Origin of the sequence: Paracoccus sp. MC1854 (assembly GCF_014164635.1) — a bacterium.
GTDB lineage: Bacteria > Pseudomonadota > Alphaproteobacteria > Rhodobacterales > Rhodobacteraceae > Paracoccus.
In genome coordinates, this window is record NZ_JACJFU010000005.1 from 37,064 (window position 1) to 53,335 (window position 16,272).

Genomic DNA, 16,272 nt, shown 5'->3' on the forward strand with positions numbered 1-16,272 from the left:
AGAAATGCCATGCGCCACCTGAGCCTTTTCGCCGTCCTTGGCGGCACTGCAGTCCTTGCGGCCTGCGCCCAGCCAGCCTCGACCACCACGATCATCGTGCCCCCGGCGGCGACCGAGTGCACCGCCGCCGACTACCAGTCCTATATCGGGCAGCAGTCGCCGGCGATCACCCTGCCGCCTGGCACCGAGTTCCGCCATTATCGCAGCGGCGAGGCCGTCGCCACGGATGTGAACCCGGCGCGGCTGAACTTCGAATATGACCGCAGCGGCCGCCTGGTCGGCGTGACCTGCGGCTGACCCGAAAGCAAACGCCCCGACACTGCCGGGGCGTTTTCCCATTCAGCGCCGGGGCTGCGCCACATAGCGCAGATAGGGCAGGGTCTTGGTGAGTTTGCCGAAGCGTTCTTCGGCCTGCTCGTCGTTCAGCGACAGGGCCACGATCACGTCCTCGCCCGGGTTCCAGTTGGCGGGGGTCGAGATCGGCACCCCGTCCGTCGCCTGCACCGCGTCCAGCGCCCGCAGGATTTCCGCAAAGTTGCGCCCCACCGACATCGGGTAGGTCATCGTCAGCCGCACCCGTCTGTCCGGCCCGATGATGAAGACGCTGCGGACCGTCGCGGTATCCGCCGGCGTGCGGTCGTCAGGCAGCGAGGCATCCGCGGGGAACATGTCGTAAAGCTTGGCAATGGTCAGCGAGGTGTCGTCCGCCATCGCGAAATTCGCGGGGCAGCCCGCGACCGCCTCGATGTCGCGCTTCCATTTGCCGTGGTCTTCCAGGCTGTCCACCGACACGCCCAGGACCTTGGTGTTGCGCTTCTCGAATTCAGGCACCAGTTGCGCCACGACGCCGAATTCGGTCGTGCAGACGGGGGTGAAGTCGCGCGGATGGCTGAAGATGATCGCGTAGCTGTCGCCCATCCAGTCATGGAAGCGGATCTCGCCCTCGGTCGTCCGGGCGGTGAAGTCGGGGGCGATGTCGTTGATGCGCAGGGCCATGGGATGCTCCTTCAAAGCGGCAGGTTGTCGCAGAGATAAGCCCTTGCCGGTAAAATGCCACTGGGCGCGTGAAGGACTCGCCTGCGGAACGCCGGCCGAATCAATCAGATCGTCAGCCTTGCCAACCTTGCGCCGGGAATGACCGGGTGCAACGCTGTGGCCCGACAACAAGCCGGCAAGGGAGAGCGACATGGCCGAACTGGCAGACAAGCGGAAATTCTACATCGATGGCGCTTGGGTGGACCCCGCCGGGGCTCAGGACCTTGAGGTGATCGACCCGACGACCGAGGAGCCTTTTGCCGTCATTTCGCTGGGCGGGCAGGCAGATACCGACCGCGCCGTGGCGGCGGCCAAGGCCGCGCAGCCGGGCTGGGCGGCGACGCCCCCGGCCGAGCGGCTGGGTTTCGCCGAGCGGCTGCTGGAAATCTACAAGCGCCGCAACGACGACGTGGCCCATGCCATGACCTGCGAGATGGGCGCCCCCACCGACATGTCGAAGGGCGACCAGGCCGAGTCTGGCTCGTTCCATATCGAGACCTTCATCAACAGCTTCCGCGACTTCGAGTTCATCCGGCCCCTTGGCTCCCACGCCCCCACCAGCATGGTCGCGTGGGAGCCTGTCGGCGTCGTGGCCCTCATCACCCCCTGGAACTGGCCGATGAACCAGGTCACGCTGAAGGTGATCCCGGCGATCCTGGCGGGCAACAGCGTCGTGCTGAAGCCCTCGGAAATCTCCCCGATCTCGTCCATGGTCTTTGCCGAGATGATCCACGAGGCCGGGCTGCCCCCCGGCGTCTTCAATCTGGTGAACGGCGACGGCGCGGGCGTGGGCACGCAACTGTCCACGCATCCGGACGTGGACATGGTGTCCTTCACCGGCTCGACCCGCGCGGGCATCGCCATCACCAAGGCGGCGGCGGATTCGCTGAAGAAGGTGGCGCTGGAACTGGGCGGCAAGGGCGCGAACGTGGTCTTCGCCGATGCCGACGAGAAGGCGGTGACGCGCGGGACGCGGCATGTCTTCTACAACTCGGGGCAGTCCTGCAACGCGCCAACCCGGATGCTGGTCGAGCGGTCCTTCTACGAGCAGGCGGTCGAAGCCGCCGCTCGCGTGGCCGAGGAAACCACCGTCGGCAGCGCGCATGAAGCGGGCAAGCATATTGGCCCCGTGGTCAGCAAGCAGCAGTGGGAAAAGATCCAGGGGTTGATCCAGACCGGCATCGACGAGGGCGCGCGGCTGGTCGCCGGCGGCCCCGGCCTGCCCGAAGGCGTCAACCGCGGCTATTTCGTCCGTCCCACGGTCTTTGCGGATGTGACCCGCGACATGACCATCTTCCGGCAGGAGATCTTCGGCCCCGTGCTGTCGATCACCCCCTTCGACAGTGAGGAGGAAGCCGTCGAATTGGCCAACGACACGATCTACGGGCTGACCAACTACGTCCAGACGCAGGACGGCGCCCGCCGGAACCGGCTGGCCCGGCAGCTCAAGGCCGGGATGATCGAGACGAACGGCGTGAACCGCGGCCGGGGTTCCGCCTTCGGCGGGGTCAAGGCCTCGGGGCGCGCCCGCGAGGGCGGGGTCTGGGGGCTGGAGGAGTTCATGGACTCCAAGCAGATCTCGGGCTGGGACAACGACGCCTGACCCGGACATGGAGGGCGCCCCGCAGGGCGCCCTTACGGCTCAGCCCTGCGCCGCCCGCTCGGCTTCCAGTTCCTTCATCGCATCCTCCCACAGCACGTCGCCATAGGTCTCCCGCAGGGTTGCCTTGACGATCTTGCCGGTCGCGCCCAGCGGCAGGGTTTCGACAAAGATCACCCGGTCGGGCCGCTGCCAGCGCGGCACCTTGCCGTCATACCAGGAGAGCAGTTCTTCTTCGCTCAGGGCCGACTGCGACCGCCTGATCGCGCAGATCACCGGGCGCTCGTCCCATTTCGGATGCCGGGCGGCAATGGCGGCGGCATTGGCAATCTCGGGATGGCCCACGGCGATGTTTTCCAGATCGACGGTGGAAATCCATTCGCCCCCCGACTTGATGATGTCCTTGGATCGGTCGCGGATCACCATGTAGCCGTTCGGGTCGATGGTGGACACGTCGCCGGTGCCGAACCAGCCGTCCCAGGTCAGGGCGGATTTCTCATGCCCGAAATAGCTGTCCAGCACCCAGTGGCCGCGGATCTGCAACTCGCCCTCGGTCGTGCCGTCATTGGGCAGGACGCGGCCCTCGGCATCGACGATCCGCAACTCGGCCCCATAGGGGGGGCGGCCCTGGCCGTTGCCGATGCGGTCCTGTTCCTCGAAGGGCAGCGACAGGTGCTTGGCCAAGGGCGCGTTCAGCGTGCCGAGCGGGCTCGTTTCCGTCATTCCCCAGGCATGGATCAGTTCGACGCCATAGCGGTCGCGGAAGGCCGCGCGCATCGACGGCGGCAGGGCCGAGCCGCCGACGACCGTGCGCTTGAAGGTGGTGGGCTTCTCGTCCATGCCGTCCAGCGCGATCAGCAGCCCCAGCCAGATCGTCGGCACCCCGGCCGCCAGCGTCACGCTTTCGTCGATGATCAGCCGCGCGAGGCTGTCGCCGTCCAGCCTCGGCCCCGGCATCACCAGCCGCGCGCCGACGGCGGCCGAGGCATAGGGGATGCCCCATGCGTTGACGTGGAACATCGGCACGACCGGCATGACCGAATCCGTGGCCCCGATCCCCAGCCCGTCGCGGTTGTTGACGCAAAGCGCGTGCAGCAGCGTCGAACGGTGGGAGTAAAGCACCCCCTTGGGATCGCCGGTCGTCCCCGAGGTATAGCAGAGCGACGAGGGCGAGGTTTCATCGACCTCGGCAAAGGGCGCGGCGGGATCGCCCTCGACCAGCAGCTCGTCGTGGAACAGAAGGCCCGGCAGTTGCGCGGCCAGTTCCTCGTCGCGTCCGCCCAGCAGGACGATGCCGGTCAGCGTCGGCAACTGGTCGCGGACCGAGGCGATCAGCGGCACGAAGGTCCGCTCGATGAACAGGATGCGGTCGGCAGCATGGTTGACGATATAGACCAGTTGCTCGGGCGCGAGCCGGGGGTTCAGCGTGTGGCAGACCATCCCCATGCCCGGCACGCCGAAATACAGTTCCAGATGCCGCCGGTTGTTCCAGGCAAGCGTCCCCACCCGGTCGCCCGGCTGCAGCCCGCGCGCCCGCAGGGCCGAGCCGATCCGGTGCGCGTTGACGGCGACCTCGGCCCATGTGGTCCGCTCGAATCCGCCTTCGGTCAGGGCCGAGACGATCTCGGTGTCGCCGTGATAGCGCGCGGCGTGGTCGATCAGCGAACCGACGCTCAGCGGCTGATGCATCATCTGGCCAAGCAGCATGGTTTCCCCCTTTTTTGACGACAAGACACTGCGTCCACCGCCCGCCTGCCGCAAGTGTTTTGGCGCGCGACAGGGCGCGACGGCAGGTCCGCCTGACGGAAATCCGCCGCGCGCCTGGATTGCCGCGCCCTGCCGCCTTGCCTATCGTCGCCGCGGATTTGACGGAGGGGAAGATGAAACTGCTGCGCCATGGACCGGCCGGATCGGAAAAGCCGGGGCTGCTGGATGCCGGGGGGCGGGTGCGCGACCTGTCCGCCCATGTCGCCGACATCGCGGGCGAGGTTCTGACGCCCGAGGGGCTGGCGCGTCTGGCAGCGCTGGACCCCGCCACCCTGCCGCTGGTCGAGGGCACGCCGCAGGGGAACCTGCGTCTCGGCCCCTGCGTGGGGGATGTGCGCAAGTTCATCGCCATCGGGCTGAACTATGCCGATCACGCGGCGGAATCCGGGATGCCGGTCCCGACCGAGCCGATCGTCTTCGCCAAGTGGACAAGCTGCATCACCGGCCCCGACGACGAGGTGCGCCTGCCGAAAGGTTCCACCAAGACCGACTGGGAGGTCGAACTTGGCATCGTCATCGGCCAGCCCGTCTCGGACGTGCCGGTGGACGCGGCCCTCGGGCATGTCGCGGGCTACTGCGTCGTCAACGACATCAGCGAGCGGGAATGGCAGCTTGAGCGCGGTGGCACCTGGGACAAGGGCAAGGGCTTCGACACCTTCGGCCCGATCGGGCCGTGGCTGGTGACGACCGACGAGATCCCCGACCCGCAGGCGCTGGCGATCTGGCTGGAAGTGGACGGCAGGCGCTATCAGGACGGCTCGACCGCGACGATGGTCTTCGGGGTGGCGGAACTGGTCGCCTATTGCTCGCGGCTGATGCGGCTGATGCCGGGCGACATCATCACCACCGGCACGCCGCCCGGCGTGGGCATGGGGCAGGACCCCAAGGTCTTCCTGAAAGGCGGCGAGGTCATGCGGCTGGGGATCGAGGGACTGGGCGTGCAGACCCAGAAGGTGGTCGCGCAGGGCTGACCGACGCAGGCCGGGCCTGAGCCTGCCGTGGCGAAGGCCGGCCCGGTTGATCCCCCTTGCCCCGGCATGACAGACTTGCCGCGACCCATCGAAAGGCGCCGCCCATGTTCGACCTGCCGCTTTCCGGCCTGACCGTCGTCTGCATGGCCACCAATGTCCCCGGCCCGGCCGCGGCGGCAATTCTGGCGGGGCAGGGGATGGAGGTCATCAAGATCGAGCCGCCCTCGGGCGACCTGACCGCCTTGGCGATGCCGCAATGGTATGCCGAACTGAACCGCGCCGCGAAGATCGAGACGGTGGACCTGCGGTCCGACGCAGGGCAGGCCCGGTTCCGCGAACTGCTGAAGGGGGCCGACCTGCTGATCTCCAGCCACCGCCGGGCGGCGCTGGGGCGGCTCGGGATCACGGTTCCGGCGCTAGCGGCCGTGAACCCGCGGCTCGCCTGGGTCGAGATCGTCGGCGACGAGGATGCCCCGGACCTGCCCGGCCACGACCTGACCTATCAGGCCACCGCCGGGCTGCTGGACGGGCGGATGCCACGCGCGGTGATCGCCGACATGGCCGGGGCCGAGCGGGCCGCCAGCGCGGCCACGACGCTGCTTCTGGGGCGGGAACGGGGCCGCCCGCAGCGCCACGCCGTCATCGGGTTGCGGCAGGCGGCGGAACGCTTCGCCGCGCCGGTGCGCCTTGGCTTTACCGTGAATGGCGGGCTTCTGTCCGGTGCCTCGCCGGATTACGCCATCCACGCCTTGCGCGACGGGCTGGTCGCCTGCGCAGCACTTGAGCCGCATTTCTCGGCCCGTCTGGCCGAGGTCGCGGGCGGCGACATTCCCGGCTTCTTCGCCGGCCTGACCATCAAGGAATGCCGCGCCCTGGCTAGGGAACGGGATCTGCCGCTGGAGCCGTTCCGGGCGTGACCCGCACCCGCCGTTCGCGCGGCGGCTTTGCCGGGGCGGTCGCCGTCTCGTCCACGCCAGCGAAGTGGTGGGTCATGCGGAAGACGTCCACCGGGCAGGAATCGATGCAGGCGCCGCAGTTCAGGCAGTCGCCCGACCGGATCACCGGGCTGCCTTCGCCCTTCAGCGCCGGGACGATGACGTGGGGTTCCGGGCAGATGTTGAAGCAGGCGGCGCAGTCGGTGCAGGCCGCCCGACGGGTCGCCGCCACGCGGGTCAGCGAGAACCGCCCGATCTGCCCGTAGAAGGCGCCCACAGGGCAGAGATGGCTGCACCAGGCCCGCCGCGCCACGAACAGGTCCAGCAGGAACACCGCCAGCACCAGCCCCCAGCCAAGGCCGACGCCGGTGATCAGCCCCCGCTGCATCATGCTGACGGGGTTGACCAGTTCCCAGGCAATGCGCCCGGTCAGCACCGCCGCCATCAGCGTCGCCGCCAGAATCACCAGCCGGGTGCGGCGGTCGAGCTTGCGGTCGCGGGTCAGCCCGGTCTTCTCGCGCAGCCAGTGGGCGCTGTCGGTCACGACATTGACCGGGCAGACCCAACTGCAATAGGCGCGGCCCCCGACGATCAGGTAAAGCGCGACGATCAGCGCCGCCCCGATCAGCGCAGTGACGGCCAGCCCATGCCCCGCCGCAAGCGATTGCAGCAGGATATAGGGGTCCGACAGCGGCAGCACGCCGAGGATGTCGCTCGATGCAAAGTTCCCCCGCACCAACCAGATCCCCGCCCAAGGGCCCAGCATGAAGACCGCCATCGCCGCGATCTGGCTGGACCGGCGCAGCAGCCACCACTTGTGCGACCGCCACCAGCCGCGCGCCGCGACCGACTGCCGCCGCGCGTCCAGATCGAGCCGCCCGATCATGCAGGCCGCCCGGCGCGGTTGCGCCCCTCTCCGCCTAGGCCCAGATCACGGGGCAAGACGCGGATCGAGGCATGGCCGGTGACGCAATGCTTCTCGCAGGTGCCGCAGCCGGTGCATTTGTCGGAATGGACCACCGGCAGGACCACGGCGCGGCCGTCGATCTCGCCCTTTTCCAGCGTGATCGCCTCGTTGCGGATGGGGCAGACGCGGTGGCAGATGCTGCAGTTGAGGCCCTTGTAATTCAGGCAGGTCTCGTGCCCCACCAGAACCGCCACGCCCATGTCGGCCTGCCGGATGTCGGGGATCTCGCGGTCCAATGCGCCCGTGGGGCAGGCGCGGGCGCAGGGCACGTCCTTGCACATGAAGCAGGGCGTCTGTCGCGGGGTGAAGAAGGGGGTGCCCACCGCCGCCTCGTCGCCCCATTCGGCCAGCGACAGCGTATCATAGGGGCAGGCCTCGACGCAAAGGCCGCAGCGGACGCAGGCGGACAGGAAGTCATCCTCGGGCAGCGCCCCCGGCGGGCGCAGGGCGCGGGCGTCGGCGCGGCTGGCCATGTTGACCAGCGCCGTCAGCGACAACCCGGCCAGGCAGGCCGCGCCGCCCACGCGGGCGACCTCGCCCAAGGCGGCGCGGCGCGTGATCTTGCGTGGTCCGGCCATCGTCACCTCCTCCCGGGTTCGATGCGGGTCTCACTCCTGTTCGCTAGCGCGCGCGGCCTTCTGTTCGGCCAGCAGCGGCTCGTAGCGGCGGTCGGTCAGCGTTTCCAGGAACGCGACCAGCGCATCCACACGCACATCGTCAACCATCAGCCCGGATTCAAGCTCGGTCAGCGAGAGATTCGCCTCCACCTCGGGCGGGCCCCAGTCCTCGCCCGTCTCGGGGTTGATGCCTGCGTTCTTCCGGCGGCTCGTGTATTTGTTGTAGAAGACGATGGCCGTCCGCAGATCCTCGAACACGCCGTTGTGCATGTAGGGGCCGGTCACGGCCACGTTCCGCAGCGTGGGCACCTTGAAGCGGCCGTCCTGCGTCGGATCATCGATGCCCGGATGGGCGGACAGCCCGAGGTCCGCGTGATCCGCGCCAAGCCCGCTGGCATCCCGTGCCGGGGCGTGCACCGGCAGGCCGATGTTGTGATATTCGTAATTGGTGAAGGTTTCTTTCTCGGCCACCCCCTGCTTGCGGCTCATGTGGCAAAGCCGGCAGTTCCAGGTGATGAAGACGGTGTGGCCGAATTCCTCCTGCGCGGTGAACTTTTCCTCGCCGCGCAGCCAGCGGTCATAGCGGGAATCGAAGGGGGCGAATTCGTTGGTCTGCTGGTAGGCGGCAAGCGCCTCGGCCACGGCGTCGAAGGCGCCTTCTGGGTCGTCCAGCGCGCCCGGTCCCCAAAGCGCCGCGAACTCGGCGGGATAGCCGAGGTCGGCGGCAAGGCGGGCGGCGACGGTCTGCTTGTCGGGCATCGCCATCTCGACGGGGTTCAGCATCGGCTGGCCCGCCTGCTCGAACAGGTTGGCGGCGCGCCCGTCCCAGAACTGCCCGCCCTTCCAGTCACCGGATTCGGTCTGGTGGAACTCGGGGCTGAAGCTGGCATAGGCCAGCGTCGGCGTGTTGCGGTCGCCGTGCGAATCGCCGTCGTCGCCGACCGAGACGGCCAGCCCGGCGCGGCCCTCGCGCGGGTCGGTGAAGGCGCGGGCGGGGTCGTGGCAGGTGGCGCAGGACTGCGTGTTGTTCCGCGACAGCGCGGGATCGAAGAACAGCCGCTCGCCCAGCGCGGCAAGGCGGGTGGGATCGGGCGCGCGCCTTTCGGGCGGCTCGGCGATGGCGGCCAGCGCCACGGCGGCCCAGCCGGCGGCGATCACCGTGCCCAGACCAAGCGTCGCCCTCAGCATGGCGCCATCTCCTTTTCCGCGGGCTGCGGGGCAACCGTCCCCCGCGCCCGGATCTCGGCGGCAAGCAGCCGGTGCGCGGCAAGATCGGCAAGGTTCGCCATCCGCGACAGCCGCTGCCGCTGGGCCAGGTCGTCGCAAAGGGGCCGCCTGATCCCGGTCGGCCCGACCAGCCGGTCGTGCCAGGGCTGCAGCGCCGCCAGCAGGCCGGGCAGGTCGAGGCCCGACAGGGACAGGTCATCCGCCCCCGCATGGACCAGCATCTCGGTCGTGACGCGGAAGCCCGCGGCATTGGCGCGGGCCAGCGCCGGATGACCCTCATCCGCCGCGTGCAGCAGGGCGAATGCCGACAGCAGCCTTGCGCCCGGCTCGGTCGCGGCGCGGGCCGACTGGAACAGTTCGGCCAGGGGCGCGAGGTCCTCGGGCATGGGCGCGAAGGCCCCGTGGTCCAGCGTCAGGGCGCTGGGCCGAAAGGGGGTGCAGCGCCAGCGGGCGTCGTGGGCCATGTCGGCGATCCGCCAGCCTGCGATGGCCATGCCGCGCCCGGTTTCCACCACATAGCGCAACAGGCGCCGGGTCATCGCCCCATGGGCGCGTTCCAGCGCGGCCAAGGCCGAGGGGGCCGTCACGCGGACGATCACCTCGGCCAGCTTGCCCGCCTCGTTGCCATGCAGGGTCAGCGTCAACTCGCCCTCGGCCAGTTCGGTCCCGGCGGGGTCGGCCACGAGGTCCAGTTCCCATGCCTGCGTCACCGGGTTCCGCAGCAGGAAGCCCACCAGGAAAGCCCGCGGCGTCTGATCCGCGCGCGACTGACGGATCGTCTCGGGCGCGGTTGCCGCCTTCAGCGATCCGGTGATGTCATAGGGAATCCACATGGCACTGACCCTTTCACCTCACTCGACGATGACCTTGGCCTTCATGAAGGGATGGGGCGTGCAGTGGTAATCATAGCTGCCCGCCTCGTTGAAGGTGATGGAATAGGATTGCTCCTTCTTCATCATCGCCCCGTCCATCTTGGCGTCGTCGACGACGCCGGCCTTGAAGGCGACGTTGTGGGGCATCGCCTCGGTGTTGATCCAGGTGACGGTCTGGCCGGGCTTGATGGTCACCTCGGCCGGTTCGTATTTCATCTTGGCGATGTTCACGATGACGGCTTCGGCGGGCGCCTCGGCTGCCGGCGCGGGCGCTTCGGTCAGGATCGAGATCTTGTCGGCCAGTGCCATCTGCGTGCCCAGCGCGGTCAGCGCGAGGGCGGTCAGCAGGGTGCGGGTCTTGGTGGCGAAGGTCATGATGGCTCCGTGGGGTTCAAAGGGCCGGAGGGGCAGGGGAGCCGCCCCTCCGGCGCCTCTCGGATCAGCCGGCTCGGCCGACGATCGGAGAGATGGTGCAGTGATAGGTCATCGCGTCATCCTCGGCGCCGAAGCACCAGATGATATCGTTGCCGAATTCCGGGCGATAGACCGGCAGTTCGCCTTCCGTGTTGAAGCAGGGGCAGCGGCCGGACACCTGCGCGCCGCAGCAGTCGCGATAGGCGATCAGGTAGCTCTGCCCATCGGTCGGGTTGTAGCAGCTTGCCACCCAGGATGCGGTGGCCAGCTTGGTGCCCGGCGGGCAGTTGGTCAGCGAGCCGCCCGAGCAGTCGCAGACGTTGCCGTCGATCGAGCAGTGGCGCCAGTAGTCGCAGGCCTGGATGTCATGGTCCTGCGGGTTCCAGCCGTCGCGCGGATGGGCGGCGCCCGGTTCCGGCGTGGTGGCGGCGTTCGCCCGGCTGACGCGGCCGCGGCGGTCCACCGGCAGCAGCGGCACCAGGCCCACGCCCAGCATCACCGTGCCCAGCTTGCCGATGGCGCCGCGCCGGCTGGTCCGGCCTGCCACGCGCCGCGACATCTTTTCGACCATGTCGTCGAACCTGAAGTTCCCCAGCATCGAAATCCTCCCTAGTCTTGTGGGGTTGCGGTCAGCGGCCCGGTCAGGCCGCCTTCTTCCGGCTGGCGATATACTGCTGCAGCGAGGCGAAGCCGGTCTTGTCGGCCTCCAGCAGGCTTTCCAGATGCTCGCGCGTGTTGGTCAGGCCCTTGGCGCGGATGGTGCCCTGCGGGTCCAGAAGGACGCCGTAAGGGATCTTGCCGACCTGGAAGGCCATCCCCGCCTCGGCCGAGACGACATAGCGGATCTCGCCCAGATCATGACTGTCGAGGAAGCGGCGGTGTTCCTCGGGCGCGCCGTCCGAGATCATCACGACCGAGATCTTTTCCGCCCGCGCGATCGACTTGATGATCGGGAACAGCTTGTCGCAGACCGGGCAGGTGGGCGCGGTGAACATCAGCAGCGTCTGCCGCCCGTCCGCCGCGGGGCCGCCGATCTTGACGGCGCGGCCGGCGAAATCGGTCAGGTCCAGTTCCGGCGCCTTGTCGCCGATGTCCGGCCCGTGGTCGGTGATCATCGCGCCCATGGGCGACGAGCGTTCGTGCAGCAGCCCGACCTGGCGCATCAGCCCCAGCATCACCACCGTGACGCCCAGAAAGGCCACCCACAGCAGGACGTTGGATACGATCAGAAGATTGGTCATGTCAGCGTCCTTTCGACGTGGTGGTGTGCATGGCCCGCAGGCCCCCCAGCGCCGCGGCGCTGAGGTAAAGCATCATGGCGGTCAGCCCGGCCATCAGGCCGACCAGCGCCTCGGCCAGCATCGGACCGGGGGCGGCGGGCAGCAGCCCCGCCACCGCCAGCGCCGCACCGGCCATCAGCGCATTGCGCCCGACCAGCGCCCAGCCGACCTGCTGCTTCAGCCCGTTGCGGAAGCAGCCGCAGTCGATGGAGGTCCGCCCGCGCAGCACGTTGACCGCGATGGCCGCCCCGAAGACCGCCAGCAGCGCCGCCGCGGCGATGGCGGCCGGAACCGCCGTCGCCCCGATCAGCAGCCCCGCCGCGACCGCCAGTTCCACCACCGGCAGCGCCAGCGCGGTCACGCGGGACGCCCCGTCGGGCAGGATGCGGAAGTTGCGGACGACGCCGTAGAACTCCTCGGCATGGCCCAGCTTGGACAGCGCCGCCGTGGCGAAGACCAGCGCCAGGAAGACGCGGATCGCCAGCAGGGCCGCAGGATTGGCGATGAGATCGTGCATCATCGCCTCAGTTCATGTCCGACAGGCTGATGACGGTCGGACCGTGGCCAAGCTGGTTCACGGACCGCAGTTCCTCGCCCGACTCGGCGTCATAGATGTAGAGCGTCCTGGCCCCGGTCGAGAGACCGTAAAGCAGCGGATCGTCGTCCTGGCTGACCGCGACCGAGTCGATGTCATGGCCAAGCTCGTGCCTGGCGATGCGCTCGCCCGTCTCGGCGTTGATGACGACGACATGGCGGCTGGGGGTCTTGTGGGTCCATTCCGCGCGCTGGTCGACCAGCATGTAGATCTGGTTCGACGGCCGGTGATAGGCCACCAGTTGCCAGCCGCCCGGACGCCAGTTGTCGGCGCGTTCCTCGGCGGTCAGCCCGTCGATGGTGTTCAGCGCCTGCGGCTCGCCCGAGGACAGGTCGAACTGGTAGATCTTGCCCTCGTAGGTCGGCCAGGCCAGCCGCCCGGTCTTCTGCGAATAGGCCGGGTGGTTGACGAGATATTCGTCCTCGGGGTGGAAGACCGCGCTGTGGGTGATCTGCGGCTCGGCGTCGGATGCGGCGTCGAACTGCACCCGGGCAAGGCTGCCGTCGCGGCAATGCATGAAGAAGTTGTCGGGCGCGGTCGGGAAGATGTGGTAGCAGTCCGGCACTTCCAGCATCCGGCTGAAGGCCTTGCCCTCAAGGTCCACGACGCCGACGGCGGGCGCGGGCGAGAACTGGTAATACAGCAGCGTGCTGTTGCCCGGCGTCACCGCCGCCATCCAGGGATAGGTGCCGACGAGGAAGCGGTGCGCCTCGACCGGCAGGGTGATGTCGGCCACGGGATTGAAGGTGACGGGGTCGAAGACCTCGACGTAATCCTCGCGCTCGCCCCGCGAGATGCGGGAATAGGTGGTGCTGACCTGCGCATAGACCGAGCCGTCGTCGGACAGGACCGGGTTCGGCAGGAAGCCGCTGTCGGTGATGGCGATGACCCGGCCCGCGTCCGTGTCGATCACGAACTGCTGGGTGAGCGAGCCGAAATGCGCCGAGTCGTTGATATAGACGCGCCGGGTGTTCGGGGCGGGTGCCTCGAGGATCACCGGCTCGTCGTCCTCGCCCGCGGCCAGGGCGGCGGCAGCTTCGGCGGCGGCGCGCTGGCCGTGGGTCTGTCCCTCGGCGGCGGTGGCGGCAGCCGCACCCGCATCCGCAGCGGCAGGCGCGTCGGTCGCGGCAGGGGTGGCGTCAGCGGCGGCGGGGGCCTCGGCAGCCGGCGGCTGGCCCTCGGCCGGCGCGGGCGTCTGAGCCCAGGCCGCGCTGAAGGCGAGAAGCGAGCAGGTCAGCCCCGCCCCGACGAAAGATGCGCGCAAGAGCCGCGGCTTTTGGCCTGATTCGACCATCCTGTCCTCCCATTGATGGCAGCGTGGTGCTGGCTGCGCGGGTCGTGCCGCGCAGGCCGGTGTCATAGGTTTCGGCGGAAATCAGGCCAGCGCGGCCACCGCGAGGGCGGCGCCAAGGGCCACGAGGATCGCCCCGTCGGCCATCGCCGCGCGTTCCTGGTTGCGGGCCAGCCAGCCTTGGATCTGGTAGTCGTTGACCGGCAGGGCCGTGACCGCGACCGGCAGGAAGCGGCCGATGTTGAACAGCGCGATCAGGGCGATCGCCTCGGGGATGTTGCCGGTCAGCACCGCCGCCGCCGTGACCAGATACAGCAGCGGCGTCTGCACATAGGTCATGTAGTCCAGCCCCAGCGCGAGGCCGTAAAGCCCGCCCACCACCGGCTTGGAAAACCGCACCCGCGCGTCATGGGGCACCTGCGCCCGCCGCTGCGGATAAGGCACCCGCAGAAAGTCCAGCTGATGCGCGCCGTAGATCAGCCCGACCAGCGCCAACAGCACCAGCGCCACCGTCCCGAAGCCCGCAAAGCCCAAGATCGCCCCGAGGGCGCCCAGCGCGGTCCCCAGGATCAGCGCCCCCAGCGCATAGCCCGCCCCATGCATGGCAAAGGTCGGCAGCCACTCGGCCACGGCCTTCGCGCCGCGCCCGGTCGGCCGCAGCAGCGAGATCGAGGAATAGCCGCAGGGCGACCAGGTGGACAGCACGCCCCCCGCGACCGCCGCTACCCCCAGCGTGCCCCAGACCGCCGCCGTGCTGTCGGCGGCGCCGGCAAGCGCCACCCCGCCCACCGCGCCGGCCAAGCCCGAGGCGGCCAGGATCGTCAGCCGGGCGGGACGCGAGAATTCTTCCGCGAAGATCTGGCAGTCGGGAACGCCCTCCTGGCCGTCCGCGTTCTCGGGAAACCTGTCGATCGAAGCCACGCTGCGCTCTCCCCTCGCTGCTGCCGGTGGCAGCGGGTCGTTCCGACGCGCCGCTGCCGCAATCGGGACAACTGTGACGGAACGTCGCACACGGTAAACTTGTATCTGTGCAGGGAGGGGCTGCGTTTTTGCAGCAGGAAATATTTTTTCCTGCAAGTAATTGTATTCATTCGCACACGAAATCGGGCCGCAGAGTTAAGTGGCTGTGTTGCTTTCAGACTTTCGGGTGAGGCGGCGATGCGGCGAACTGTCCGGCGCACCAATCCGCCACGCTGCGGGCCAGAGAATCATCGCGCAGATGCGGCTGGGCCAGCAGCCAGACCTCGCGCGTGATCTCCAGCGGCTCGATCTCGATGGCGGGGTTGTCGGACAGGGTCCGGGCCAGCCGGTCCGGCACCACCCCGATGGCCCGGCCCGAACCCAGAAAGCGCCGCATCAGCTCAAGGTCCGTGGTTTCCAGCCTTGGCCGGACGCGGCCCAGCACCCCTTCCAGCGCCTGCATCTCGGGCGTTTCCAGCATCGCGTCGGGATAGGCCGCGACAAGCGGGACAAGGGCCGGGTCGCGCGGCCGCACCAGCGCGAACTGCAGGGTGCCGATGCGGCGGACGGTGAAATCCCCCCGGCTGGGGCGGCCGAGGCGCAGGGCGAAATCGGCCTCCCAGCGCGACATGGCGATATTCTGGTCCGAGGTGTCGATGGACAAAAGCAGGTCCGGCTCGGCTTCCAGCAGCTCGGGCAGGGCCGGGGCAAGGTAGAAATTGGCGATGGCGCCGATGGTGGACAGGCGCAGCCGGCGCTGGGCGGCATGGGGCTCGGCCAGCATCGCCGTGATGGCCTCGCTCGCCTGCTCCATCACCGCAAGGTGGCGCAGGATGCGGCGGCAGTCCTCGGTGGGTTCCCGCCGGCCATGGCTGGCGACGAACAGCGGCACGCCCAGCGCCGCCTCGATCCGGGCCATCCTGCGGGCGATCGTGGTCTCGTCCACGTCCAGCGCCGCGGCGGCGCGGGTGAAGGAACCGGTGCGGTTGATCGTCGCCACCACGCGCAGGTCGTCCCAGTTCATCGCGTCTCCCTCATGCCGCAAGGGGCATAGACCGGACCGCCCGTCGGGATACAAGCAAAGGATAGCCGGCCTTGCGTCGGCGGGACAGGGGCTGTAGATGCGGCCAGTCGCCGTGGATCCACCTGCGGGGACGGATGATTCATCACGCCGCGTGCGCCCCTTTGTCGCTGTTGGGGCGTTTCCGGCAAGGGAGATAGCGACATGAAACTGCATGAACTGCGCGACAACGACGGCGCGAACCGCAAGAAGAAGCGCGTGGCGCGCGGCCCCGGTTCCGGCAAGGGCAAGACCGCCGGGCGCGGGATCAAGGGCCAGACCTCGCGCTCGGGCGTGGCGCTGAACGGCTACGAAGGCGGCCAGATGCCGCTGTATCGCCGCCTGCCCAAGCGCGGCTTCACCAAGCCGAACCGGCTGGAATTCGCCGTGGTCAACCTGGGCCAGCTTCAGGCGATGGTCGATGCGGGCAAGCTGAGCGCCGGCCAGTCGGTGGACGAGGACGCGCTGATCGCGGCCGGCGCCACCCGGCGCAAGCGCGACGGCATCCGCCTGTTGGGCAAGGGCCAGTTGACGGCGGCGCTGAACCTGACGCTGTCGGGCGCGTCCGGCTCGGCGGCGGCGGCGGTGCAGGCCGCGGGCGGCTCACTGGTGCTGACCCGCCCGGTGGCTGAGCAGGACAACGCCACCGCCGAATGAGCGGCGCAATAAGCTGTTGAAGCG

General features: G+C 68.9%; 18 protein-coding genes. 5 read left to right on the plus strand and 13 right to left on the minus strand.

The features are described 5' to 3' along the window. The first annotated feature begins 9 nt into the window (after window positions 1-9). The gene (locus H5395_RS05835) at window positions 10-297 is read left to right on the plus strand and encodes a hypothetical protein (RefSeq protein ID WP_182791595.1); all 288 of its coding nucleotides are present in this window, start codon (window positions 10-12) and stop codon (window positions 295-297) included. A 42-nt stretch (window positions 298-339) separates the two neighbouring features. Here H5395_RS05835 and H5395_RS05840 read toward each other — a convergent pair whose 3' ends face one another. Next, a complete protein-coding gene (locus H5395_RS05840) occupies window positions 340-996 on the minus strand; it encodes a peroxiredoxin (protein WP_182791596.1) in 657 nt (218 codons plus the stop codon). Window positions 997-1,195: 199 nt separating this feature from the next. Between H5395_RS05840 and H5395_RS05845 the strand changes: the two genes are divergently transcribed. Then, the gene (locus H5395_RS05845) at window positions 1,196-2,638 is read left to right on the plus strand and encodes an aldehyde dehydrogenase family protein (protein WP_182791783.1); all 1,443 of its coding nucleotides are present in this window, start codon (window positions 1,196-1,198) and stop codon (window positions 2,636-2,638) included. A gap of 39 nt (window positions 2,639-2,677) precedes the next feature. Here the strand turns inward: H5395_RS05845 and H5395_RS05850 are convergent, their stop codons facing one another. Then, window positions 2,678-4,342 (minus strand): long-chain fatty acid--CoA ligase, encoded by a 1,665-nt coding sequence (locus tag H5395_RS05850; RefSeq protein WP_304612831.1) that lies wholly within the window; start codon window positions 4,340-4,342, stop codon window positions 2,678-2,680. Window positions 4,343-4,515: 173 nt separating this feature from the next. On the opposite strand from H5395_RS05850, the gene H5395_RS05855 reads away from it, so the two are divergent. Together H5395_RS05855 and H5395_RS05860 are read left to right on the plus strand one after the other, a co-directional pair. Continuing rightward, complete coding sequence (locus H5395_RS05855) at window positions 4,516-5,373, plus strand: ureidoglycolate lyase (RefSeq protein ID WP_182791597.1); 858 nt, start codon at window positions 4,516-4,518, stop codon at window positions 5,371-5,373. Window positions 5,374-5,477: 104 nt separating this feature from the next. Next, window positions 5,478-6,290, plus strand: a complete 813-nt coding sequence (locus tag H5395_RS05860) for a CoA transferase (RefSeq protein WP_182791598.1) — start codon at window positions 5,478-5,480, stop codon at window positions 6,288-6,290. Here the strand turns inward: H5395_RS05860 and napH are convergent. The 11 genes from napH to H5395_RS05915 all read right to left on the minus strand — a co-directional run bounded on the left by napH (window position 6,250) and on the right by H5395_RS05915 (window position 15,555). Further along, complete coding sequence (gene napH / locus H5395_RS05865; RefSeq protein ID WP_182791599.1) at window positions 6,250-7,194, minus strand: quinol dehydrogenase ferredoxin subunit NapH; 945 nt, start codon at window positions 7,192-7,194, stop codon at window positions 6,250-6,252. The two genes, H5395_RS05860 and napH, sit on opposite strands and share 41 nt — an antisense overlap. Continuing rightward, window positions 7,191-7,853 carry a ferredoxin-type protein NapG gene (napG, locus tag H5395_RS05870; protein ID WP_182791600.1) on the minus strand — a complete coding sequence of 221 codons (663 nt, stop codon included), beginning with the start codon at window positions 7,851-7,853 and terminating at the stop codon, window positions 7,191-7,193. The genes napH and napG overlap by 4 nt, the downstream gene beginning before the upstream one ends. 30 nt (window positions 7,854-7,883) lie before the next feature. Then, entirely contained in the window at window positions 7,884-9,080 is a 1,197-nt protein-coding gene (locus H5395_RS05875; RefSeq protein ID WP_182791601.1) for a cytochrome-c peroxidase, read from the minus strand. Further along, window positions 9,074-9,952, minus strand: coding sequence for a methylamine utilization protein MauJ (locus tag H5395_RS05880; RefSeq protein WP_182791602.1), 879 nt, complete (start codon window positions 9,950-9,952; stop codon window positions 9,074-9,076). The genes H5395_RS05875 and H5395_RS05880 overlap by 7 nt, the downstream gene beginning before the upstream one ends. Before the next feature lie 18 nt (window positions 9,953-9,970). Then, window positions 9,971-10,366, minus strand: coding sequence for an amicyanin (locus tag H5395_RS05885; RefSeq protein WP_182791603.1), 396 nt, complete (start codon window positions 10,364-10,366; stop codon window positions 9,971-9,973). A gap of 64 nt (window positions 10,367-10,430) precedes the next feature. After that, window positions 10,431-11,003 carry a methylamine dehydrogenase (amicyanin) small subunit gene (gene mauA, locus H5395_RS05890; RefSeq protein ID WP_182791604.1) on the minus strand — a complete coding sequence of 191 codons (573 nt, stop codon included), beginning with the start codon at window positions 11,001-11,003 and terminating at the stop codon, window positions 10,431-10,433. Window positions 11,004-11,046: 43 nt separating this feature from the next. After that, on the minus strand, window positions 11,047-11,646 hold the full coding sequence (gene mauD / locus H5395_RS05895) for a methylamine dehydrogenase accessory protein MauD (RefSeq protein ID WP_182791605.1): 600 nt from the start codon (window positions 11,644-11,646) through the stop codon (window positions 11,047-11,049). A gap of 1 nt (window position 11,647) precedes the next feature. Continuing rightward, complete coding sequence (locus H5395_RS05900) at window positions 11,648-12,205, minus strand: MauE/DoxX family redox-associated membrane protein (RefSeq protein WP_182791606.1); 558 nt, start codon at window positions 12,203-12,205, stop codon at window positions 11,648-11,650. Between the two features lie 4 nt (window positions 12,206-12,209). Beyond that, window positions 12,210-13,574 carry a methylamine dehydrogenase (amicyanin) large subunit gene (gene mauB, locus H5395_RS05905; RefSeq protein WP_182791607.1) on the minus strand — a complete coding sequence of 455 codons (1,365 nt, stop codon included), beginning with the start codon at window positions 13,572-13,574 and terminating at the stop codon, window positions 12,210-12,212. 81 nt (window positions 13,575-13,655) lie between these two features. After that, a complete protein-coding gene (locus H5395_RS05910; protein WP_182791608.1) occupies window positions 13,656-14,492 on the minus strand; it encodes a methylamine utilization protein MauF in 837 nt (278 codons plus the stop codon). 214 nt (window positions 14,493-14,706) lie between these two features. Then, complete coding sequence (locus H5395_RS05915) at window positions 14,707-15,555, minus strand: LysR family transcriptional regulator (protein ID WP_182791609.1); 849 nt, start codon at window positions 15,553-15,555, stop codon at window positions 14,707-14,709. Between the two features lie 201 nt (window positions 15,556-15,756). On the opposite strand from H5395_RS05915, the gene rplO reads away from it, so the two are divergent. Continuing rightward, entirely contained in the window at window positions 15,757-16,248 is a 492-nt protein-coding gene (gene rplO / locus H5395_RS05920; protein ID WP_182791610.1) for a 50S ribosomal protein L15, read from the plus strand. The last annotated feature ends 24 nt before the right edge of the window (window positions 16,249-16,272 follow it).

Coding starts and splice junctions, on each gene's coding strand:
- H5395_RS05835 (WP_182791595.1), top strand. CDS start 10: ATGCGCCACCTGAGCCTTTTCGCCGTCCTTGGCGGCACTGCAGTCCTT.
- H5395_RS05840 (WP_182791596.1), bottom strand. CDS start 996: ATGGCCCTGCGCATCAACGACATCGCCCCCGACTTCACCGCCCGGACG.
- H5395_RS05850 (WP_304612831.1), bottom strand. CDS start 4,342: ATGCTGCTTGGCCAGATGATGCATCAGCCGCTGAGCGTCGGTTCGCTG.
- H5395_RS05855 (WP_182791597.1), top strand. CDS start 4,516: ATGAAACTGCTGCGCCATGGACCGGCCGGATCGGAAAAGCCGGGGCTG.
- H5395_RS05860 (WP_182791598.1), top strand. CDS start 5,478: ATGTTCGACCTGCCGCTTTCCGGCCTGACCGTCGTCTGCATGGCCACC.
- napH (WP_182791599.1), bottom strand. CDS start 7,194: ATGATCGGGCGGCTCGATCTGGACGCGCGGCGGCAGTCGGTCGCGGCG.
- napG (WP_182791600.1), bottom strand. CDS start 7,853: ATGGCCGGACCACGCAAGATCACGCGCCGCGCCGCCTTGGGCGAGGTC.
- H5395_RS05875 (WP_182791601.1), bottom strand. CDS start 9,080: ATGCTGAGGGCGACGCTTGGTCTGGGCACGGTGATCGCCGCCGGCTGG.
- H5395_RS05880 (WP_182791602.1), bottom strand. CDS start 9,952: ATGTGGATTCCCTATGACATCACCGGATCGCTGAAGGCGGCAACCGCG.
- H5395_RS05885 (WP_182791603.1), bottom strand. CDS start 10,366: ATGACCTTCGCCACCAAGACCCGCACCCTGCTGACCGCCCTCGCGCTG.
- mauA (WP_182791604.1), bottom strand. CDS start 11,003: ATGCTGGGGAACTTCAGGTTCGACGACATGGTCGAAAAGATGTCGCGG.
- mauD (WP_182791605.1), bottom strand. CDS start 11,646: ATGACCAATCTTCTGATCGTATCCAACGTCCTGCTGTGGGTGGCCTTT.
- H5395_RS05900 (WP_182791606.1), bottom strand. CDS start 12,205: ATGATGCACGATCTCATCGCCAATCCTGCGGCCCTGCTGGCGATCCGC.
- mauB (WP_182791607.1), bottom strand. CDS start 13,574: ATGGTCGAATCAGGCCAAAAGCCGCGGCTCTTGCGCGCATCTTTCGTC.
- H5395_RS05915 (WP_182791609.1), bottom strand. CDS start 15,555: ATGAACTGGGACGACCTGCGCGTGGTGGCGACGATCAACCGCACCGGT.
- rplO (WP_182791610.1), top strand. CDS start 15,757: ATGAAACTGCATGAACTGCGCGACAACGACGGCGCGAACCGCAAGAAG.